This is a genomic window from Crossiella sp. CA-258035 (assembly GCF_030064675.1).
Lineage (GTDB): Bacteria > Actinomycetota > Actinomycetes > Mycobacteriales > Pseudonocardiaceae > Crossiella.
Genome location: NZ_CP116413.1, coordinates 7300974 through 7321766, shown reverse-complemented (window position 1 = coordinate 7321766; position 20793 = coordinate 7300974). Strand labels below are relative to the sequence as shown.

Below are 20793 nucleotides of genomic sequence, written 5' to 3'. Positions count from 1 at the left end.
TTCATGGGGTGGCGTGCGGCCAGGGGACGTCACCGCCGAGGAGGCGGAGCCAGACGTTGTGCGCGCGGTGGCCGAGATCCGGGCGGACCGTGGTCAGCTCGGCCCAGGACTCGGGGTCCAGGTCGGCCAGCGGGTACGGGTCGGTGGCGGGTTCGCGTTCAAGCAACGTGACCAGGGCTTCCAGCGCCAGGGGAGTGGGGTCGTTCGCCAGGGCGTCGGTGGCCAGCCTGGTCAGGGCGGCGGTCAGCTCCGGGGTGGGCGGTTCGGGGCGGGTGAGCAGGGTGAGGGCGTGGCGCAGGGCTCGGCGTTCCAGGGTGGTGGCGCGGTGCGGGAGTCGGAACAGGTGGGCGGTCAGTTCGGCGAGTAGCTGGGCGGCCAGGGGGAGCGGGGAGCCGGGGTCGGCGGCCATCAGGGTCAGGGTGAGGTCGAGGGTGGCCAGGCGGTCTGGGTTGTTCGGTTGGCCGGGCAGGCTGGTGATCGAGCGGAGGCAGCGCTCGTACTTTTCGGCGCGGTTCTCGGCGGTGTGCCGGTAGGGCAGGGTCAGCAGGTCCAGCACGGCGCGGGGGCGGGTGGGCAGGAGCTCGCCGTCCACGATGGGGTGCAGGGCGTAGAACGGCTCCAGGTGGTCGAACAGCGGTTCCAGCACGTGCAGGTGGATGTCCTCGTTGCCGCACAGGAAGTGCAGCAGACGGCGCTGCGCCCGCGGGGTCTGGTTGACGAACTGGACGCCGGTGGAAAGGGGGTTGATCCCCTGCGGATGGCGGGTCGACCAGGCGAGGTCGAGCGCGGGTGGGGTGAAGCCGCCGTCGTCCAGGCGCAGTTCCAGGTCGCGGCGGTCGCCGCGCCAGGAGCGGGCGAGGGCGAGGGCGTCCACCAGGCCGGTCCAGTCCTCACTGCTGAGCTGGGAGCGCCACAGCAGGGTGTCGCTGCGCCAGTTCAGCACCACTCCTGGCTCCTCCGCCTCGCCGTAGAGCTCGCTGGCGCGCAGCCGCCCCTTGGTGATCACGTTGAGCAGCAACAGGTTCGCGCGGTAGGCCGCGTGCTGAGCTGGGACGGTCATCGGGCGGGGCTGGTAGTCGCTGTGGCTGCGGGTCGGGTGCGCGCCGGGGGCGTCGCGGTACAGCCGGATCAGCAGGGTGGCCAGCTGGGCGCGGAGGTCGGGTGCGGTGGACTTGGCGAGCTCGGTGAGGAAGGTCAGCACGGGGCGGCGGCTGCTCAGCGGGGTGTGCGCGAGCAGGGCGTGCGCGAAGCCGTCGTTGAGCGGGACCACCGCCAGTGGGTTGGCGGCCGCGGCCTGGGCCATCGCGTTGAGGCCGTGCAGGGCCTGCCAGGTGAGGCGGGCGACCAGGTACTCGCCGAAGGTGGCGTGCAGGAACTCGTAGGTGCGCAGCCGCCGGTCGTCGCGCTGGGCCTCGGCCCGGTGGATGAAGAAGAACCGGCCCAGCGTGGACTCCGCGGGACCGAGCGGGGTGCGCGCGCCGGTCAGCGGGCCGCTCTTGGCGCCGAGCAGGGCGGCCAGGTCCGCGTCCAGGTCGGGTTCGGTGATCCACTGCTGGCCGCGGTTGAACATGCCGAAGGCCACCACGGACAGCCGCCGCAGCTCCTCCTCCACCGCGGCCCGCAGCTCCGGCTCGGGCAGCCCGGCGCGGGTCTTGCGCACCTCGCGCACCGCGAACCGGTGCAGCAGCCGGTCGTACAGGTCGCTCTCGCGCAGCTGGGTCTCGTGCAGGTCGCCGCCGTCGGCGTCGTAGATGGCGAGCATCAGCAGCAATAGCGGCTGGGTGGCCAGCGCGGGATAGCGCATCGCGGTCTGGGTCGTCAGGCGGAACCGGGAGCCGGAGTTGCTCGCCTGCCAGTGCGCCAGCCAGCGGGACACCCTCGGCTCGTCGAAGGGTTCCAGCCGCAGCGCCACGCATCCGTGCGGTATACGAGCGCGGTCGGCGACCGTGGTGCGGGTGGTCACCACCACCGCGACCGGTCGGCCCTGCGCCGCCTCGCGCTGCTGGAACGCGCGGACCCGCTCCAGGTAGTCGCTCTGGCTGACGCCGGTGGTCTGCAGCAGCTCGTCGAACCCGTCCAGCAACACCACCGGCAGCGCGTCCCCCGCCGAGCCGGCCAGTTCCGGCCAGTCCAGCCGGTACCCGGTGCCGAGCCGGATCGCCTGCTCGATCTGGGTCTGCACGTCGACCTCGGTGGCCACCTCGCGCAGCGGCACCCGCACCGGCAGGAAGTCCGTAGCGGGCAGCCGGGCCGCGAGCACCTTGGTCAGCACCGACTTGCCGGACCCCGGCTGCCCGAGCACCAGCAGCGGCAGCTCGGCCGCCTGCGGGGAGGTGAGGTGACCGGCCAGGAAGTCCTGGATGTCGTGCCGCAGCGGCACTTCCTCCCACCACGGCTCCTGGCTCGGGGTGTCGCCCGCGGAGATCTCCCTTACCCGGCATAACGGATCGACGTAGGCCTGGCCGAGGACGGGGATGCGGAAGTCGGCGGGCAGCTCGTCGGGCTCGACCACCGGCCGGTTCAGCTGGGCCTGGTAGCCGCGGGCCAGTTCGGCGCGCCGGGCGTCCGGGTCCCGGCCGGTGGCGATCGCGGCCAGTTGTGTCTGGAGCTGGACCAGGCCGGTGCGGACGAGCTCTTGGGTGCCCTGGTGTTCGGTGAGGTTGGCCCAGAACGCCAGTTCCGGGCACTCGACGGCAAGCTGGCGGAACAGGTCCTGGTAGCGCGCGAGTGCTTGGGTGACCAGCCGGTCCTCGGTCTGCGCGGTGAACCGGTCGCGTTGGGTCTGGTTCCACCGGTCCCACACCGCCAGCCCCATCACGAACAGGATCAGCGCGTTGGCCTGCGCGTGGTAGTACAGGGTGAGTGCGCGCAGGTGCTCGCGGTACGGGCTCTGCGGGGTCGGCAGCGGCGCGGCGCTGAGCAGCAGTTCGCGGACCAGTTCCGTCGTGCTGACCCGGCTGTCCAGCAGCTCCTTGGGATCCGGCCGGTGCGGCAGCGCCTGGAACGCCTCGACGAAGGCCAGGGTCACGATGATCGCGTGCGCCGCTTCCAGGCGCTGGGAGCGGTCGAACCGGTGCAGGCCGCGGATCCGGCCGGAGAGGCCGTTGACCAGATCATGGCCGTGCTTGACCAGTTCCGCCTTGGCGTCGAACCAGCCGAGCACCTCCGCCACCCCCGGCGCGGCGCCCAGCATGGCGGCGCCGGTGATCCGGTCCAGCCAGGTGACGGCCTTGCTTTCCTTGCCGCCCAGCAGGCGTACCGCGTCGGCGTAGCTCAGGGTCCGCAGCACGGTCACGCTCCCGATCGGAGGCTGTCGATGACGAGGTGGCAGCGGTCGAAGCTCGGCAGGCTGGTGCGGAGGCGTTTCTGCGCGCGTTCCAGCAGGGCCAGAAGCTCGTCGACGCCCAGCACGGTGTCCGCGGCCAGCCGCTCCAGGATGAGCGTCAGGTACAGGTCGTACTCATCGAGGGGGAGGTGGCCTTGGTTGGCCGCCAGGTAGTCGAATGCCCGGTGGTAGAGCGCGAACCGGTCCTGCGGGCTGACCGGACGGGCGGAGAGCAGCCACAGATCCATGATCCGGCGGGCGAATGAGGGCTCGATGACGCCATCGACACAGGGCAATCTGTTGATCACCGAACCGAGGTGTCGCAGTAGCGGCTCCACTGCGTGCAGCAGGCAGATCTCCGTGCCGAGCAGGTGGCTCCGGCGCTGGATCTGCTCCGGGCCCTGACCACTGAAGCCGTAGGTGTCCGCGCTGACGGGACTGTCGTCGAACAGGCCGTGCAACTCGACCGTCGGCGGCGGGTCGCTCGCCTCGCGCAACCGCACCCAGGCCTGGCGTCCCTTGTCGGAGGAGCGGTAGGTGACGGTGAGGACGTCCAGGATGCTGAGCCAGCTCGAATCGCTGAGCTGGGAGTGCCAGAAACGGGCCTCCCGGTACCAGCGGCCGTACGCGCTGACCGGCACCTCGCCGTCGACGATCACGTTGAGCAGCAACAGGTTCACGCTGTAGGCCGCGTGCCGGGCGGGGACCTCGCGCGGGCTCGGCCGGTAGGCGGCGTGGCGGCGCTGGGCGCGTTCCTGGTGCGCCGTGCGGAACAGGCGGCTGAGCAGGGCGGCGCTCGCCTGCCGGGTTGGCTCGTCGAGGCGACCGGCCAGTTCGGCCAGGAAGGCGAGCACCGGGCGGCGGGAGCTGAACGGCTCGAAGGAGATCAGCGCGTGCAGCAGGTCGTCGTTGACCTCGGTGGTGGCGTAGGGGTCGTCGGCGATGGCTTTTTCCTGTGCCACCAGGCCTTGCAGGACCTTCCAGGTGAAGCGGGCGACCAGGTACTCGCCGAAGGTGGCGTGCAGGAACTCGTAGGTGCGCAGGCGGCGGTTGTCACGGCTGGCTTCGGCGCGGTGGATGAAGAAGAAGCGGCCCAGGGTCTGTTCGGCTTCGGTCAGTCGGGCTTGCAGGCTTTGTGCGGCAACGGGTTGGCGGGGTGGGCCGGGGAGGGCGGCCAGGTCGGTGTCCAGGTCGGCTTCGGCGATCCATTGGGTGCCGCGGTTGAACATGCCGAAGGCGACCACGGACAGGCGGCGCAGCTCCTCCTCGACGGAGCGGCGGATCTCCTTGTCCGGCAAGGCGTCCTGGGTCTTCACCACCTCGCGGCGGGCGAAGCGGAACAGCAGGCGTTCGTAGAGCTCGCTCTCGCTCAGGCCTTCCTCGGCGGTCAGCGCACCGCCCTCGGAGTGGTACAGGGCGAGCATGAGCAGCAGGAGGGGCTGGGTGGACAGGTCGGGGTGGCGGAGGGCGACCTCGGCGGGCAGGGGAGTGAAGCCGGGGCCGGTGTTGGCGGTGTTCCAGCGGTCGAGCCAGGTGGTGACCCTGGGCTCGTCGAAGGGTTGCAGGCGCAGGGCGATGCTGCCGTCGGGGATGCGGGCGCGGTCGGCGACCGAGGTGCGGGTGGTGACCAGGACCGCGACCGGGCGGCCGGTGTCGGACTCGCGTTCCTGGAACTCGCGCACCTTCTCCAGGTAGTTGCTCTGGCTGACGCCGGTGGCCTGCAACAGCTCGTCGAAGCCGTCGAGCAGGACTACCGGGAGCGCGTCGCCTGCCGAGCGCGAGAGAGCGGGCCAGGACAGGGATTCGCCGGTGTCGGCGCGGATGGCCTGTTCGATCTGGGACTGGATGTCGTTCTCCGCGGCCACATCGCGCAGCGGGACCCGCACCGGCAGGAAGTCGGTGGCCGGCAGGCGGGCGGCCAGCACCGAGGTGAGCATGGACTTGCCCGAACCCGGTTGGCCCAGCACCAACAGGGGCAGCTGCACCGCGATCGGGTTGGTCAGGTAGCCGGTCAGGAAGTCGTGGATGTCGGTGCGGTCAGGCAGGGCGTGCCATTCGTACTCGTGCGCGGGTGTGCGTCCGTCGGTGGCCAGTACCCGGAAAACCGGGTCCACGTAAGCCTTTTCCAGCGCCGGTATGCGCAGGTGCGCGGGCAGGTCGCCGCCGAGGACCGGGCGGGTCAGCTGGGCCTGGTAGCGGCGGGCCAACTCGGCGCGGCGGGCATCCGGCAGGCGGCCGGTGGCGATCTCGTCCAGACGGGCGGCGAGGGCGGACAGGCCGGTGCTGACGGTGGCGCGGGTGGCCTGGTGGTCGGTCAGGTTGGCCCAGCAGGCCAGTTCGGGGCACTCGGCGGCCAGTTGGCGGAACTGGTCCTCGTAGTGGCGGATCGCGTTGTCCGGCACCGACTTCGACAGGCTGGTCCGGACCCGGTCGCGCTGGGTCTCGTGCCAGCTGTCCCAGATCGCCAGCGCGGGCAGTTCCGCGGCCAGCGCGGCGGCGCGGGTGCGGTAGTGGGCGCGCAGGGCGGCCAGGTTGTGCTCGTACGGGTGTTCCGGGCTGGGCAGCGGGAGTGGAGTGCTGAGCAGGTCGCGGACGGACTGGTCGAAGCCGCGGGACTGACCCTCGGCGGCGGGCAGCGGCAGGTCGGCGCAGGCGGTGAGGAAAGCGGTGGTGACGATGATCGCGTGCGCGGCTTCCAGGCGCTGGGTGCGGTCGAAGCGGTGCAGGCCGCGCAGCCGCCCGGACAGGCCGGTGACCAGATCATGGCCGTGCCTGACCAGGTCGGACTTGGCGTCGAACCAGCTCAGCACCTCCTCCGCGCCGGGGGCGGCGGCCAGCATCGCGCCGCTGGCGAGGCGGTCCAGCCAGGTGACGACGGGGCTCTGACCGCCGTCGAGCAGCCGGACCGCGTCGCGGTAGCTCAGGATTCTCCGCACGCCTCACGGTATCCAGAGTGAGCGGTCGGTCACTGCCAGCGGAACAACTTCGTTGCACCGAAGATGGCCGCGGCGGCGAAGACGGCCGTCACCGCCAGGTGCAACGGGTTGGGCCAGTCGCCGGACCAGGCCGCCTGCATCGCCTGGGTGCCCGCGCCGAGCGGGGTGAACTCGCCGATCCGGCGGACCAGCTCCGGCATCAGCGGGCCCGGTGTCCACAGCCCGGCCAGGAACATCAGCGGGAAGAAGGTGATGGTGCCGATGCCCTGGGCGGCCTTGGTGGTGGGCGCGACCGCGGCGATCAGCAGGCCGAGGCCGAAGATCGCGAGCGTGGTGAGCAGGAAGGACAGCAGCGCCGCGAAGGGGTTGCCGGGCAACGGGACACCGGCGACGAGCCGGCCGAGCGCCATCAGCACGACGGTGGCGGCGGTGACCATCAGCAGGTGCACCAGCAGCTGTGCGGTCAGCAGCCGGATCGGCGGCACCGGGGTGGTGGCCAGGCGGCGCAGCACACCCAGTTCGCGGTAGCCGGCCAGGCTGCCGGAGAGCAGGCTCAGGCCGAGCATGGCCACCGTCATCGCGATCAGCGTGGGCAGGTAGAAGTCCACGATCCGGGCCCCGCCGTAGGCCGCCTGCGGCTCGCGGAAGAACGGGATCGAGCCGAAGACCACCAGCAGCACCGGTCCGAGCCCGAGGCTGAGCAGCACGGCGGCCGGATCGCGCAGGAACAGGCGCGCTTCGGTGACGGTCAGGCGGGTCAGGGCGGTCATCGGTCGGTTCCGTTCTCGTCGTCGGTGAGCGGGGCCCCGGTCAGGGCCAGGAAGGCGTCGTCCAAAGTGGACTGTTCGACGCGCAGGTCCAGCGCGGTGAGCTGGTGCGCGGCCAGGGTGGTGACCACGGCGTTGAGCAGGTTCCCCTTGCCGGAGACGGTGATCGCGCGGTGCTGGCGGGTCAGGCCGGTGACCTCGGGCAGCTCACGCAGCAGGTGCTCGGGCAGGTCGCCGTCCAGGCGGAAGGTCAGCCGCTGCTCACTGTCCACTGTGGACACAAGTCCGGCCGGGGTGTCCACCGCGACCGCCCGGCCCGCCTCGATCACCGCGAGCCGGTCGCACAGGCGCTCTGCCTCGGCCATGAAGTGGGTGACCAGCAGGATGGTCACCCCGCGCTCGCGGACCTGCTCGATCAGCCGCCAGGTGTCCCGGCGGGCCTGCGGGTCCAGGCCGGTGGTCAGCTCGTCCAGCACCGCGATCTCCGGGTTGCCGATCAGCGCCAGCGCGATGGACAGCCGTTGTTTCTGGCCGCCGGAGAGCTTCTTGAACGGGGTGCGCCGGTGTTCGGCCAGGCCGAGGGTGTCCAGCAGCGCGGCCGGATCGGCCGGGTCCGGGTAGAAGGAGGCGTACAGCTCGACCGCCTCGCCGACCCGCAGCTTGTCCGGCAGCGCCGCCTCCTGGAGCTGCACGCCGACCCGGCGGCGCAGCCGGTCGCCGTCGGTTGCCGGGTCCAGGCCCAGCACGGACAGCCTGCCGCCGTCCGGGACACGCAGCCCGGTCAGGCACTCCACCGTGGTGGTCTTGCCCGCGCCGTTGCGGCCCAGGATCCCGAAGATCTCCCCGCGCTCGACCTGGAAGGACACGTCCGCGACCGCGACCCGGTCGCCGTACCTCTTGTGCAGGTTCGCGACCTCGATGACCGGCATCTCCGCCAGCTCCCTTCTCGTTCCACTGCTGACACCGCGAAACGCTAGGAACTCGCTGACCTGCGCGTAATGCGTCTGGGACCCGAGTGGGGGTTGTGCTAGCCCCACCCCCGACACGGTGCCTGGACGCATCGCCCGCGCCGGGGCCGGTCGGTCAGACTGGGCCGGCTGGGAACGGAGGTGCGCGGATGGTCCGCCGGTACGGCACGGCCCTTGGCCGCGCGCTCTGGGTGCTCGCGCTCGCGGTGCCCGCGCTGGGTGTGCTGGTGGTGGCGCTGCTGAGCTTCCTGCCCTCGATGTTCGGGCTGGTGTTCTGCTACGGGTGGGGGCTGCGCCACGGCCGCCCCTTCCTCAACCGGGTGCGCACCACGGTGAGCCGGTGGTCCGGGACCGCCGTCGTCCCGCCCTACCGGCCCCGGCCGCCGCTGCCCGAACCGGGACCGGACGGGCTCTCCCGGTGGCGGGACCAGCTGTACCGGTCGCGGCGCTGGCTGCGGGTCAACCACCACCTGGACTGGGTCTCCGAGGATCCGGCGAGCTGGCGGGACCTGCGCTGGCTGCTGGTCAACCCGGTGCTCGCGCCGCTGACCGTGGTTGGCACGGTGCTCGCCGGGCCGCGTGCACTTCAGGTATACAACCGGTGGACCGCACATATGCTCGGTCCGCGCGAGCCCTCGGCCGCGAACCGGTTCCTGCACCGGCTCTTCCAGTGCTGGGAGGCGTCCTGGCGCGGGTTCCTGCTCGGCCTGCTCGCCCTGGCCGGACTGCCGATCCTGGTGGTCAACCTGGCCGGGTTCGTCCTCCACCACGTGTTCGGCACCTGGCAGTTCTGGTGGCCGCCGCTGGTGGAGTACACCCGGCAGTTCACCGACCTGCACCGCCGCCTGCTGCGCGAGTGGGAGGGCATCGAGATCCCGGACCCGTACCTGCCCGCGCCGCTGCCGCCCCGGCCGGAACCCGGCGGCAAGTACCGCTTCGGCAACCAGCTGTTCAGCACCGACGCGCCGGTGCGGCGGATGCGCCGCTACAGCTGGGTGATGACCGACCGGGCCGCCTGGCGGGACCTGCTGTGGCTGCTGGCCAACACCATCGTGGCCCCGGTGCTGGTGCTGCTGCCGCCGCTGGCGGCCACCGGCGGGTTCCTGCTCGGGGTGTGGCTGCCGGTGGTGGTCTCGCCGGTGCTGTCGCTGTTCTTCGGCCGGGACATGCTGCCCACGATGTACCAGTGGCTGCCGTGGGACCCGGTGCCCACCACGCTGTTCCGCACCCTCGGCCCGCTGATCGGCCTGCCAGTGGCGGTACTCGCTGTGTATACCTCGCCCACATTGCTGCGGATCTACGGCCGCTGGTGCGCCTGGCTGCTCGCGCCGACCAAGGCCGCGCTGCTCGCCCAGCGGGTGCGCGGGCTGACCGAGAGCCGCAGCGAGGCGGTGGACAGCCAGGCCGCCGAGCTGCGCCGGATCGAACGCGACCTGCACGACGGCGCGCAGGCCCGGCTGGTCGCGCTGGGCCTGAACCTCGGCGCGGCCAGGGCGCTGGTGGACACCGATCCGGTGCGCGCCAAGGAGATCCTGGACCAGGCGCTGGCCTCCTCCTCGGCCGCGCTGACCGAGCTGCGCGAGCTGGTGGCCGGCATCCACCCGCCGGTGCTGGCCGAACGCGGCTTGGCCGAGGCGGTCCGCTCGGTCGCGCTGGACGCCGCGCTGCCGGTGCGGGTGGAGGGCACGCTGCCCGGCCGGTTCGAGCCGCCGGTGGAGTCCGCGGCCTACTTCGCGGTGTGCGAGGCGATGACCAACGCGGTCCGGCACGCGGACGCGACCGAGGTGGTCGTACAGCTTGTGTACAACGCGGATGCCCTGTGCATCACCGTGGTGGACAACGGGTGTGGCGGCGCGGACCCGGCCAAGGGCAGCGGGTTGCGGGGCATCCGGCGCAGGCTGGCACCATTCGACGGTCAGCTCACCCTGGACAGCCCGCCGGGCGGTCCCACGACGGTCCGCCTGGAGATCCCGTGCGCGTTGTCCTCGCCGAGGACCTCTACCTCCTCCGAGACGGCCTGACCCACCTGCTCGCCGCGCACGGCTTCGAGGTGGTCGCCGCGGTGGAGACCGGTCCCGAGCTGCGCGCCGCGCTCACCGAGCACCGCCCGGACGTGGCCGTGGTCGACGTCCGGCTGCCCCCGACCCAGACCGACGAGGGCCTGCAGGTCGCCCTGGCCGCCCGCGCCGAGACGCCCGGACTGCCGATCCTGGTGCTCTCCCAGCACGTGCAGCAGCTCTACGCCAGGGAGCTGCTGGCCGACGGCACCGGCGCGATCGGCTACCTGCTCAAGGACCGGGTGTTCAACGCCGAGCAGTTCGTCGACGCGGTCCGCCGGGTCGCCGCCGGGGGCACCGTGATGGACCCGGAGGTCATCGCCAAGCTGCTGGACAGCTCCCCGCGCCGCTCCGGCGTGGACCGCCTGACCCCGCGCGAGCGCGAGGTGCTGGAGCTGATGGCGCAGGGCCGCTCCAACGCCGCCATCGCGGCCCGGCTGTTCGTCAGCGAGGGCGCGGTGGGCAAGCACACCGCGAGCATCTTCGGCAAGCTCGGCCTGGCGCCCTCCGACGATGACAACCGCAGGGTGCTGGCCGTGCTCGCCTACCTGCAGGGTGTGGCCGGAGCCTGACCGCGACGGCCAACACGCGCGTCGCAGCGGCCAACACCGTGTACGACAACGGCCAACACGCGGGATGGGGTTAGCGGGCGGGGCGGAGGACTGAAGGTGGGAACAGGCGGGAGCGCCAGCCCAGCGGGGAGCTCGCGGTGAGGCTGTCCAGGACCTGGCGCACCGCGGCGAACAGCTCCGGCTCCGGCCGCTCCGCGCCGCCGTACCAGGACCGCTCCACCGCGCCGATGATCGTGCGCAGGCCGTTCTGGCCCCGCTCGTCCAGCTTGTGCTCGCGCACCAGCTTCCTGGCCGCCGCGCGCACCGTCTCCGTCCCGGCCACCGCCGCGCCCCGGTCCACCGAGGCCGCCATCAGCTCCTGCCAGGCCGCGCCCGCCGCGTCCGGCCCACCGAGGGCGACCGCGTGCAGGCGGCGGTCCCGCAGGTAGCGGCGCAGCCAGGACGGCACCGCCAGCGCGACACCGGCCAGGCCCAGCGTGAACAGCGTCCACCACAGCGCCGGGTGCACCAGGTGCCACAGCGGTATCAGCAGCGCGGCGCCACCGGCCAGCGCGGCCAGGCCCCACCACAGCTCCGGCGGCTCCTTGCCGTTGGAGAGCACCCCGGCCTGGCGTTCCCGCCTGCGGGCCTGGGTGACCGTGGCGCCGCGGGCGGCGGCGGCCAGTGCGAGCAGCAGCAGCGGGCCGGAGGTGAACCACACCCACAGCGGCAGGATGGTGTCGTCCCGGTCGTTGTTCTGCTGGGTGTCGTTGCCGGGGTTCTGGCCCGGGTTCACGGTGGTGGTCGGCGCGGCCGTGGTGGGCCGGGCGGCCGTGGTGGGCAGCGCCGAGTTGCCCTCGTCACCGGGGTTGGGCTGCTCGTAGGGGGCGGTGTTGCCGCGGCTGTCCGGCAGCGGGGTCGGGTCGAACGGGATCCAGCCGAGGCCGTTGAAGAACACCTCGACCCAGGCGTGCGCGTCGTTGGTGGTGATCGTCCGGTAGTTGCCGCTGGCGAAGCCGGGGGTGAACCCGACCGCGACCCTGGCCGGCACCTGCACCGAGCGCAGCATGGCCACCATCGAGGAGGCGAACTGCTCGCAGTAGCCGGTCTTGCCGTTGAACAGGAAGTCCACCAGCGGGTCGCCCTGGCCGGTGCCCTCGGTGCGCAGCTGGTACTTGAACCCGCCGTCCTTGGCCAGGAAGTTGCGCAGCGCCAGCGCCTTGTCGTAGTCGGTGCCCGCGTTCCTGGTGACCTGCCTGGCCAGCGACTCCACCTGCGGGTCGACGCTGTGGTCGTAGTAGCGCTCGCCGATCAGCGCCGCGTTGCGGGACCGTCCGCCCGGTGCGGCGCGCATGGCCTCCGCCGTCGGGTCGGGCAGGATCGAGGCCTGCAGGTACCGGCCGGGGCTCTGCCGGTTGGGCGCGTGCACGATGCCCGCGGTCGGGTCGTAGCTCCAGTTGTCCGCGATGTTGGAGAACATCAGCGGCACGCCGTAGACCGGCAGCCACGGGTCGAGGAAGCCGACGGTCTCGATGTCGACCTCGATCTGCTTGCCCTCGGCCAGCAGCCGCCGCCGGTCCGTGCCCGGCGGCAGCGCCAGCTCGCCCCTGGTCGGCTGCCCGTCCAGCTGCGGGTCGACCTCGAAGCCGCGCTTCGCGTCGTACTTGCTCAGCGTCATCACCCGCAGGTACGGCGGGCGGTCCGGCAGCCCGCGCACCCGGAACATCTCGATGTTGCGGTCCCGCTCCAGGTGCCCGCGCAGCGAGGTGAACGCGTTGAGCCCGATCGAGGCGGTCGCGTCGGCCGCGCCCCCGCCGGGCAGCCTGCCCGCGGTGCCGACCATGGTCAGCACCGCGCCGGCGAACAGCGCGATCACCACCGCGGCCGAGGCCACCCCGACCGCGGCGTGCGCCGAACCGTCCCCCGAGCGCAGCGCGGGCAGGCCGAGCCTGCCCCGCCACAGCCGGTGCCGCTGGCGTTCGTCGATGACCAGCAGCAGCGCGAACCCGGCCGCGCCAGCGGCAAAGGACCACCAGGGCAGCAGCTCGTCGGCCAGCGAGGCGGGCACCGCGTACACGCACAGCAGCACCAGCCCGGAGGCCGCGGGCGCGGCGGCGGCCACCGCGAGGGTGTCCACCACGATCGCGACCAGGCCGATCGCCACGCACACCAGGCACAGCATCGCCGCGGTCGCGGTCACCGGCGGCACCCCGGTCTGCACCTGGGCCATCGCCTGCCGCAGCACCCCGACCAGGTCGCTGAGCGCGGCCGGGCCGGGCAGCACCACCAGCAGGCCGCTGCGGGTGAACACCGCGGTCAGGAAGCACAACAGGCCGACGAACTGGCCGAGCGCGACCAGCGGCGTCGGCGTGCGGACCGAGCGCAGCGCGATCCCGGTGCCCGCGATCACCGCCACGGTGACCGCGACGAACACCAGCCAGCGCACCCCGTCGATGACCCCGGACAGCGAGGTGGCCGCGGTCAGCACGGCCAGTCCCGCGGCACTGGGCACCACCGGCCCGGTCCAGCCGACCGGAGCGGCCACCGCCCTCCGCCTGTTCACCATCAACCCTCGCTCACCACGGCCCAGCGCCGGCCACGTGGCCGCTGGACATCCGGTCCGGCACGGTGTTGCACAACAGCGACCACACCGCGGCCATGCCCTGCTCCGGCCGGGCCACCACCGCGCCCCAGCCGGCCGAGGTGAGCAGCCGCAGCGCGTCCTGCGGGTCGGCGCCCCGCTCCTCGCGCGCGCTGGCCCACCCGTTGACGTCCAGCAGCACCGCCAGGCTGCGCACCCCGCGCGGCCGGAAGCGCACCAGCTCGGCCACCGCGGCCGGGGTCACATCGCCCAGCACCGCGATCATCTCCCGGCCTGCGCCGGGGTCGCCGGTGACCGCCAGCTGCGCGCGGTGCGCCGGGTGCAGCGCGGCCAGCGCGTCCAGCACCGGCACGTCGCTGAGGCCCGCCGAGGCGGAGCCGCCGGCCAGCAGCACGCCCTCCTCGGTGCCCAGCCGCACGTGCTGGCCGTGCTTGTGCAGGTGCAGGCAGATGCTCGCGGCCAGCGAGATCGCCCATTCCAGGCTGGAGGTCGGGCCGTTGCCGCGGTGCGCGGCGGCCCTGGTGTCCAGCAGCACCGAGACGCCGCCGTGCCACGGGCTCTCCTCCACCCGCACCATCAGCTCGTCCCGCCGCGCGGTCGACTTCCAGTGCACCTTGCGCAGGTCGTCGCCGTGCCGGTACTGCCGGATGATCGCGTCGTCCTCGCCCTGCCCGGCCCGCAGCCGCACCGCGCCGTCATCGCCGGCCCCCATGCCGGAGCCGTGCGGCAGCCCGGTCAGCGCGACCACCTTGGGCACCACCACCAGCCTGCTGCGCCCGCCGAGCTCGCGCTCGAACTCGGCCAGCCCGAACGGGTCGGTGACCCTGGCCCGCAGCGGGCCCAGCTGGTGCACGCCGCGCATCACCGGCTGCAGCGGGTAGCGCAGCACCGCGGCGCTGCGCCGGGGCAGCCGCTCCACCACGAACCTCGGCTTGTTGCCAAGGGCGTAGGGCACGCCGTCCTCCAGCATCAGCCCGCCCGCCGGCAGCCGTCCCGAGCTGCGCACCTCGAGGCGGACCTCGGAGCTGGTGCCCACCGGCACCCGCTCCGGCACCAGGTGGCGCAGCGCGGCCAGGCCGATCCGGGCGTTGGCCGCCATCACCGCGGCGATGATCGGCAGCGCGACCACGAACACCGCGATCCGCAGCAGGTCACGTTCGTCGAGCAGCAGCGCGCACAGCGCGGCGGCGAGTCCGGCGGCGAGCAGGCATCGGCCCCTGGTGGTCAGTCCCGCCAACACGCCCATGGATCACCTGGCTCCGCGCAGGCCCGCGTGCCACTGCTGGCTCTGGCCCTGGCTGTTGCCCGGACCCTGCGGCACCGGCACCCGCTGCACCAGCCCGCGGACCAGGTCGGCGGGGGAGCGGCGGGCGGCCTGCGCCTCGGCGGTGAGCACCAGGCGGTGCGCCAGCACCGGCACGGCCACCGCGTGCACGTCGTCGGGCACCACGAACTCGCGCCCGGACAGCGCGGCCTGCGCCCGCGCGGCTCGCACCAGGTGCAGGGTCGAGCGCGGCGAGGCGCCCAGGCGCAGCTCGGGCAGGCGGCGGGTGGCCGAGACCAGCTCCACGGTGTAACGCCGGATCTCCGGCGAGAGATGAACCTCGCGAACGGTGGCGACGAGCTGGCGCACCCGTTCGGCGTCGGAGACCGGCTTGAGGTCGGCCATCGGGTCGTGCCCGGCGTGCTCGTCGACCATGGCCAGCTCGGCCTGCGGGTCGGGGTAGCCAATGGAGACCCTGGCGGTGAACCGGTCGCGCTGGGCCTCGGGCAGGGCGTAGGTGCCCTCCATCTCCACCGGGTTCTGGGTGGCGATGACCATGAACGGCGAGTCCAGGGTGTAGCTGCGGCCGTCCACCGTGACCTGGTGTTCCTCCATGCACTCCAGCAGGGCGGACTGGGTCTTCGGGGAGGCGCGGTTGATCTCGTCGCCGACCACGATGTTGGCGAAGACCGGGCCGGGCCGGAACTCGAACTCGCTGTTCTGGCGGTTGAAGATGGACACGCCGGTGATGTCGCTGGGCAGCAGGTCCGGGGTGAACTGGATCCGGCTGACCGAGCAGTCGATGGACCGGGCCAGCGCCTTGGCCAGCGAGGTCTTGCCGACCCCCGGCACGTCCTCGACCAGCAGGTGGCCCTCGGCGAGCAGGGTGACCAGCGCGATCCGCACCACTTCCGGCTTGCCGACCAGCACCCGTTCGACGTTGGCCGCGATCCGCGAGGCGGTGGCGTGGAGCTCCGGCAACCCGCCGACCTCACGCGGACTGACCGCGGTCCCGTCCTCGCCGTACTGATGGCCGGATAGTGCGGCGGGCTGGGTACTGGGCGTCACACGTCCTCCTGCTGAGACCTTATGCGGCAGCCTGCCACGCAGTCTGTCAAAACCGGGCTAAGGGACCTACCGGTCGGGGTCAGTCATACCGCACACCTGGTGCCCCACATCGTCCCCCACTTCTCACCACCGTGGACGGCCGATAGGCCAACTGGTTGCTCTTCCGGCCCGGATTCGTGGGCGGAGGGTGATCGGATGGCTGTTGTTTCCACCCGCTCCGGCTGCCTCTCCGGGCAGGTCCCCCCACCGGGCCCCACGCACACCCACCGCCCTCTTCCTGCGAAAACGTCGACACACCCGGGGGACAACGGGCCCGTTTCGCGTTGACTGTGGAGGAAAGTGGGGTACTGTGGCGGCCGGTGGGGCAAACGGGGGCCCCGCTGCCGGTCCCGTCGGGTCGGTTGGGAGGTGCGTTGCCGATGTTCCTCGGTACCCACAGCCCAAAGCTCGACGACAAGGGGCGGCTCACCCTGCCGGCGAAGTTCCGGGACGCACTCGCGGGGGGTCTGATGCTCACCAAGGGCCAGGACCACTGCCTGTTCGTCTTCCCGCGAGCGGAGTTCGAGCAGATGGCGCGGAAGGTGGCCGAGGCGCCGTTCACCAACGAGGCGGTCCGCGCGTACCAGCGCTACCTGTTCGCCGGCACGGACGAGCAGCGTCCTGACTCGCAGGGCCGGATCTCGATCACGCCGGAACTGCGGCGCTATGCCTCGCTGACCAAGGAGTGCGTGGTCATCGGGGCGATCAACCGGCTGGAGATCTGGGACGCCACCGCCTGGGAGCGCTACCTCGAAGAACACGAGGACAGCTACGCGCAGGCACGCGAGGAGGTGCTCCCCGGAGTCTTCTAGAAGACGTGCGTGAGGCATTCGGATGCGGCTTGGCCTCGGTCCGCTCGGCTTTCGACCCTGGTGCACCTTCCCCGGCACCAGGTGCGACGGGCGGGCGGGGACCTGGCGGCATCCGGGAGACGTTCCAGGCACCTGCTTGTCGCGCATGGGCGGGTAAGAGAGGTAGTGACCGCCATGACCGGGCAGCCGCAACACGTGTCGGTGCTGTTGGACCGCACGCTTGAGCTGCTCGCGCCCGCGCTGAGCGAACCGGGAGCGGTGGTCGTCGACGCCACCCTCGGCCTCGGCGGGCACTCGGAGGCACTGCTCGCCGCGCACCCCCGGCTGACGCTGATCGGCCTGGACCGGGACACCCAGGCGCTCAAGCTCGCCGGTGAGAGACTCGCTGCATACAACGCGCGTACCCATCTTGTGCACGCCGTATACGACGAGCTGCCCGAGGTCCTGCTCGATCTCGGTATACCGCGCGTGCACGGAGTGCTCTTCGACTGCGGCGTGTCCTCGCTGCAGCTGGACGCGGTGGAGCGCGGCTTCGCCTACTCCAGGGACTCGCCGCTGGACATGCGGATGGACCCGAGCGGCCCGATCACCGCGGCGGACATCCTCAACACCTACGGCCACGGTGACCTGGCCAGGATCCTGCGCGACTACGGCGAGGAGCGGTTCGCGGGCAAGATCGCCTCAGCCATCGTGCGCGAACGGGAGAAGGAGCCGTTCACCACGAGTGGACGCCTGGTGGACCTGCTGTACGCGGCGGTCCCGGCGGCCACCCGGCGCACCGGCGGCCACCCGGCCAAGCGGACCTTCCAGGCGCTGCGCATCGAGGTCAACGCCGAGCTGGACGTGCTGCGCCGGGCCATCCCGGCCGCGGTCGACGCGCTGGTGCTCGGCGGCCGGATCGCGGTGATGTCCTTCCAGTCGCTGGAAGACAAGATCGTCAAGCGGGTGCTGGTCGAACGCGCCACCTCGACCACCCCGCAGGGCCTGCCGGTGGAGCTGCCCGGCCACGGACCCGAGCTGCGGCTGCTCACCCGCGGCTCCGAACAGGCCAGTGAGCAGGAGGTGGCGGTCAACCCGAGGGCCGCCTCGGTGCGGCTGCGCGCCGCGGAGCGGATCAGGGAGGCGACATGACCGCACCAGCACGGCAGACCCCGCCCGAACTCCCGGAGCACCAGGCTCCGGTCAACCCCGGCGACCGCGGTCGCTCCACCGCGGCCGAGCGCGCCTACGCCCGCCGCGAGCAGCGCAAGGACCGCTGGCTGCGCCCGGTGCAGGAACGCGCCGCCGCCACCGGCTTCCGCGCGCCGTTCGTGCTCATGGTGATGTCCCTGCTGGGCATCGGCCTGGTCACCTCGCTGTGGCTGACCACGGCCGCGGCCGCCGACTCGGTGAAGCTGGAGCAGATCAAGAAGGACGCCCGCGCCCAGGCCGAGCTGGTCGAGCTGCTGCGCCGCGAGGTGGCGACCAAGGAGTCCCCGGCCGAGCTGGACCGCAAGGCGCGCGAGATGGGCCTGGTGCCCGCGATCGACCCGGCGATGCTGGTGCAGAAGCCGGATGGCAGCTGGGGCGTGGTCGGCGAGCCGAAGGCGGTCAAGCCGCAGTCCCGGCAGCAGCCGAACTCCTCGGCGCAGAGCCCGCCGCCGGAGCAGAACACGCCGGCGCAGGAGCCGCCCGCGCAGAACCCGCAGGGGCAGGGCCAGCCCGCCGATGGCGCGCAGGGTGGTCAGCAACAGGGCGGCCAGCAGCAGGGCGAGCAGCCAGGAGGAGCGGGCTGATGCAGCGTTCGCGCACGAGCCGCCCGGTCCGGCCGCGGTCCGTCCGCGGCGCCAGGTCCAGCCGCCCGCCCGGCGGCATGGGCAACCACCGCACCAGGACCGTGGTCGGCCGGCTCATGCTGGTCGTCGCGCTGGTGGCGGCCGGGGTCAAGCTGGTCGAGGTGCAGATCGTGAACGCGGCCGAGTTCTCCGCCGCCTCGTCCCGCCAGCGCAGCACCCCGCAGGAGCTGCCCGGCCCGCGCGGCTCGATCACCGACCGCAACAGCGCGCTGCTCGCCTTCTCCAGCCAGGTCCGCGCGCTGTACGCGCTGCCGCAGCGGATCAACCAGGAGTGGGACAAGTTCGCCGAGGAGGGCAAGGCCAAGGGCACCAAGGACCCGGTGCCCAACGGCGAGGAACGCAAGCGCCTCATCGCGGCCAAGATGAAGCAGGTGCTCGGCGACCAGGTCGACGAGAAGGACCTGCTGGACAAGCTGCGCAGGGAAGTCAAGTACGTGGTGCTGGTGCCCAGCGTCGAGCCGGGCAAGGCCAGGGAGATCACCAAGGCCTTCCCGGAGATCGGCGCGGAGTCCCGCGAGGAGCGGCAGTACCCCGGCGGCACGCTGGCCGCCGACGTCATCGGCTACGCGAACTGGCGGATGGAGGACAAGCCGGGGCGCCTGGCCGGGCTGGAAGGCCTGGAGTCCTACCGGAACCAGCTGCTGACCGGCAAGAACGGCAAGCGGATCGTGGACACCGTGGCCAACAACGAGGACGCGGTCATCCCGGGCAGCGAGCGCGAGCAGATCCCGCCGACCCCCGGCTCCGACCTGGAGCTGACCGTGGACGCGGACCTGCAATATCGCGTGCAGCAGCTGCTCAGCGACTACGTCCGCCGGGCAGGCGCGCGCAACGGCACGGCCGTGGTGATGGACGTCAAGACCGCCGAGGTCTACGCGCTGGCCGATGACAAGCCCTACGACCTGAAGAACTTCACCAGCGCGACCAAGGAACAGATGAACCCGTTCGCGGTGACCTCGCCGTTCGAGCCCGGTTCAGTGAACAAGATCGTCACCGCCGCGGCCGGCATCGAGTACGGGCTGGTCACCCCGACCACCGTGCTCAACGTGCCCGGCAGCCTCAACTACCCCGGCTACGTCGTCTCCGACGCCTGGGACCACGGCCTGGAGAAGATGACCTTCACCGGGGTGCTGGCCAAGTCCTCCAACGTGGGCACCCTGCTCACCGCCAAGGAGATCGGCGAGGACCGCTACGCCGACATGCTGGCCAAGTTCGGCCTCGGCAAGAAGACCGGCATCGGCCTGCCCGGTGAGTCGGCGGGCACGGTGCCGCCGCGCTCGCAGTGGTCGCAGTCCACCTTCGGCAACCTGCCGATCGGTCAGGGCCTGAACATGACCGTGCTGCAGATGGCCGGCATGTACCAGGCCATCGCCAACGACGGGGTGCGCATCCCGCCGCGGATCGTGCGCGCGGAGATCGGCCCGGACAAGCAGCGCCGGGAGGAGAAGCGCCCGGACGGCGTGCGGGTGGTCTCGGCGGAGACGGCCAAGACGGTGCGCGACATGATGCGCGCGGTGGTGCAGCAGGTGCCCGGCAAGCCGGACCTGCGCGGCACCGGCCCGGCGGCCGCGCTGGAGGGGTACCAGATCTCCGGCAAGACCGGCACCGCGCAGCAGGTGGAGAACGGCCGGTACAGCAACACCAAGCACTGGATCACCTTCGCTGGCATGGTGCCCGCGGACAACCCGCGGTTCGTGGTCGGACTGATGCTGGACGCGCCCACCGAGAGCGGGCCGGACGGCAAGTCGGCAGCCCCGCTGTTCCACGAGATCGCCTCGTACCTGGTGCAGCGCTACCGCATCCCGGTCTCGCCGGAGCCCAGCCCGATCCAGAACCTGATCGTGCGCTGAACCCCCGCCCCAGGAGCGGGGACGGGGGTTCAGGCTCAGCTGTTCGGGCGGTCAGAGGCGGCGCAGGACCGCGACCACCTTGCCCAGGATCTTCGCCTCGTCGCCCAGGATCGGCTCGTAGGCCGGGTTGTGCGGTATCAGCCAGACGTGGCCGTCGCGGCGCTTGAAGGTCTTCACCGTGGCCTCGCCGTCGATCATCGCGGCCACCACGTCACCGTTGTCCGCGTCGGGCTGCTGGCGCACCGCGACCCAGTCGCCGTCGGTGATGGCCGCGTCCACCATCGAGTCGCCGACCACCTTGAGCAGGAACAGCGAACCCTCGCCGACCAGCTCCTTCGGCAGTGGGAAGACCTCCTCCACCGACTCCTCCGCCAGGATCGGGCCACCGGCGGCGATGCGGCCGACGACCGGCACGTAGGTCGGGCTCGGGCGGTCGAAGCTCTCCGGCTCCTCCTCGCCCTCCGGCGTGCGCACCCCGTAGGCGCGCGGGCGGTTGGCATCGCGCCGCAGGTAGCCCTTGCGCTCCAGCGCGCGCAGCTGGTGGGCCACCGAGGAGGTGGAGTTCAGGCCGACCGCCTCGCCGATCTCCCGGATGCTGGGCGGGTAGCCGTAGCGCTCCAGCCAGTCCTTGATGACCTCGAGCACCTTGCTCTGCCTCGGGGTCAGGCCGACTAGCTCGACGCCTTCGGACACCGGTTCCGGTAGCACGTGCACCTCAG

At 72.1% G+C, this 20793-nt stretch carries 14 protein-coding genes; 6 read left to right on the top strand and 8 right to left on the bottom strand.

What is annotated here, in order from left to right; translation table 11 throughout:
• Position 1: 1 nt before the first annotated feature.
• The 4 genes from N8J89_RS32850 to N8J89_RS32835 are packed head-to-tail and all read right to left on the bottom strand — an operon-like array spanning position 2 to position 7957.
• A complete protein-coding gene (locus tag N8J89_RS32850) occupies positions 2-3295 on the bottom strand; it encodes an NACHT domain-containing protein (RefSeq protein ID WP_283660866.1) in 3294 nt (1097 codons plus the stop codon).
• Entirely contained in the window at positions 3292-6261 is a 2970-nt protein-coding gene (locus N8J89_RS32845; RefSeq protein WP_283660865.1) for an NACHT domain-containing protein, read from the bottom strand. Before N8J89_RS32845 ends, N8J89_RS32850 begins: the two co-directional genes overlap by 4 nt.
• Positions 6262-6290: 29 nt before the next feature.
• Entirely contained in the window at positions 6291-7031 is a 741-nt protein-coding gene (locus N8J89_RS32840; protein ID WP_283660864.1) for an ABC transporter permease, read from the bottom strand.
• Complete coding sequence (locus N8J89_RS32835; RefSeq protein ID WP_283660863.1) at positions 7028-7957, bottom strand: ABC transporter ATP-binding protein; 930 nt, start codon at positions 7955-7957, stop codon at positions 7028-7030. Before N8J89_RS32835 ends, N8J89_RS32840 begins: the two co-directional genes overlap by 4 nt.
• Before the next feature lie 188 nt (positions 7958-8145).
• On the opposite strand from N8J89_RS32835, the gene N8J89_RS32830 reads away from it, so the two are divergent.
• Positions 8146-10017 carry a sensor histidine kinase gene (locus N8J89_RS32830; RefSeq protein ID WP_283660862.1) on the top strand — a complete coding sequence of 624 codons (1872 nt, stop codon included), beginning with the start codon at positions 8146-8148 and terminating at the stop codon, positions 10015-10017.
• Positions 9969-10625, top strand: a complete 657-nt coding sequence (locus N8J89_RS32825; RefSeq protein WP_283660861.1) for a response regulator — start codon at positions 9969-9971, stop codon at positions 10623-10625. The genes N8J89_RS32830 and N8J89_RS32825 overlap by 49 nt, the downstream gene beginning before the upstream one ends.
• Before the next feature lie 70 nt (positions 10626-10695).
• On the opposite strand, the gene N8J89_RS32820 is transcribed toward N8J89_RS32825, so the two are convergent.
• From N8J89_RS32820 to N8J89_RS32810, 3 genes are read right to left on the bottom strand one after another with little or no spacing between them, the layout of a single operon-like run.
• On the bottom strand, positions 10696-13170 hold the full coding sequence (locus tag N8J89_RS32820; protein ID WP_283660860.1) for a transglutaminase TgpA family protein: 2475 nt from the start codon (positions 13168-13170) through the stop codon (positions 10696-10698).
• 10 nt (positions 13171-13180) lie between these two features.
• Positions 13181-14452 (bottom strand): DUF58 domain-containing protein, encoded by a 1272-nt coding sequence (locus tag N8J89_RS32815; RefSeq protein ID WP_283660859.1) that lies wholly within the window; start codon positions 14450-14452, stop codon positions 13181-13183.
• Between the two features lie 3 nt (positions 14453-14455).
• Positions 14456-15538, bottom strand: a complete 1083-nt coding sequence (locus N8J89_RS32810) for an AAA family ATPase (protein WP_502868355.1) — start codon at positions 15536-15538, stop codon at positions 14456-14458.
• 419 nt (positions 15539-15957) lie between these two features.
• Here N8J89_RS32810 and mraZ point away from each other — a divergent pair, with 419 nt between their 5' ends.
• The 4 genes from mraZ (at position 15958) to N8J89_RS32790 (ending at position 20074) form a co-directional block, all read left to right on the top strand.
• Positions 15958-16389 carry a division/cell wall cluster transcriptional repressor MraZ gene (gene mraZ, locus N8J89_RS32805; protein ID WP_252480810.1) on the top strand — a complete coding sequence of 144 codons (432 nt, stop codon included), beginning with the start codon at positions 15958-15960 and terminating at the stop codon, positions 16387-16389.
• A gap of 174 nt (positions 16390-16563) precedes the next feature.
• A complete protein-coding gene (rsmH, locus tag N8J89_RS32800; protein ID WP_283666304.1) occupies positions 16564-17520 on the top strand; it encodes a 16S rRNA (cytosine(1402)-N(4))-methyltransferase RsmH in 957 nt (318 codons plus the stop codon).
• Positions 17517-18164: a cell division protein FtsL gene (gene ftsL / locus N8J89_RS32795; RefSeq protein ID WP_283660858.1), complete on the top strand. Its 648-nt coding sequence runs from the start codon at positions 17517-17519 to the stop codon at positions 18162-18164. The genes rsmH and ftsL overlap by 4 nt, the downstream gene beginning before the upstream one ends.
• Positions 18164-20074, top strand: a complete 1911-nt coding sequence (locus tag N8J89_RS32790; protein WP_283660857.1) for a peptidoglycan D,D-transpeptidase FtsI family protein — start codon at positions 18164-18166, stop codon at positions 20072-20074. The genes ftsL and N8J89_RS32790 overlap by 1 nt, the downstream gene beginning before the upstream one ends.
• Before the next feature lie 51 nt (positions 20075-20125).
• On the opposite strand, the gene lexA is transcribed toward N8J89_RS32790, so the two are convergent.
• On the bottom strand, positions 20126-20788 hold the full coding sequence (gene lexA, locus N8J89_RS32785; RefSeq protein WP_283666303.1) for a transcriptional repressor LexA: 663 nt from the start codon (positions 20786-20788) through the stop codon (positions 20126-20128).
• Positions 20789-20793 lie beyond the last annotated feature (5 nt).

What these genes read in the sequence shown, in the direction of transcription:
- N8J89_RS32840 (WP_283660864.1), bottom strand. Translation starts at nt 7,031, where the DNA reads ATGACCGCCCTGACCCGCCTGACCGTCACCGAAGCGCGCCTGTTCCTG.
- N8J89_RS32835 (WP_283660863.1), bottom strand. Translation starts at nt 7,957, where the DNA reads ATGCCGGTCATCGAGGTCGCGAACCTGCACAAGAGGTACGGCGACCGG.
- N8J89_RS32830 (WP_283660862.1), top strand. Translation starts at nt 8,146, where the DNA reads ATGGTCCGCCGGTACGGCACGGCCCTTGGCCGCGCGCTCTGGGTGCTC.
- N8J89_RS32820 (WP_283660860.1), bottom strand. Translation starts at nt 13,170, where the DNA reads ATGGTGAACAGGCGGAGGGCGGTGGCCGCTCCGGTCGGCTGGACCGGG.
- N8J89_RS32815 (WP_283660859.1), bottom strand. Translation starts at nt 14,452, where the DNA reads ATGGGCGTGTTGGCGGGACTGACCACCAGGGGCCGATGCCTGCTCGCC.
- mraZ (WP_252480810.1), top strand. Translation starts at nt 15,958, where the DNA reads ATGTTCCTCGGTACCCACAGCCCAAAGCTCGACGACAAGGGGCGGCTC.
- rsmH (WP_283666304.1), top strand. Translation starts at nt 16,564, where the DNA reads ATGACCGGGCAGCCGCAACACGTGTCGGTGCTGTTGGACCGCACGCTT.
- ftsL (WP_283660858.1), top strand. Translation starts at nt 17,517, where the DNA reads ATGACCGCACCAGCACGGCAGACCCCGCCCGAACTCCCGGAGCACCAG.
- N8J89_RS32790 (WP_283660857.1), top strand. Translation starts at nt 18,164, where the DNA reads ATGCAGCGTTCGCGCACGAGCCGCCCGGTCCGGCCGCGGTCCGTCCGC.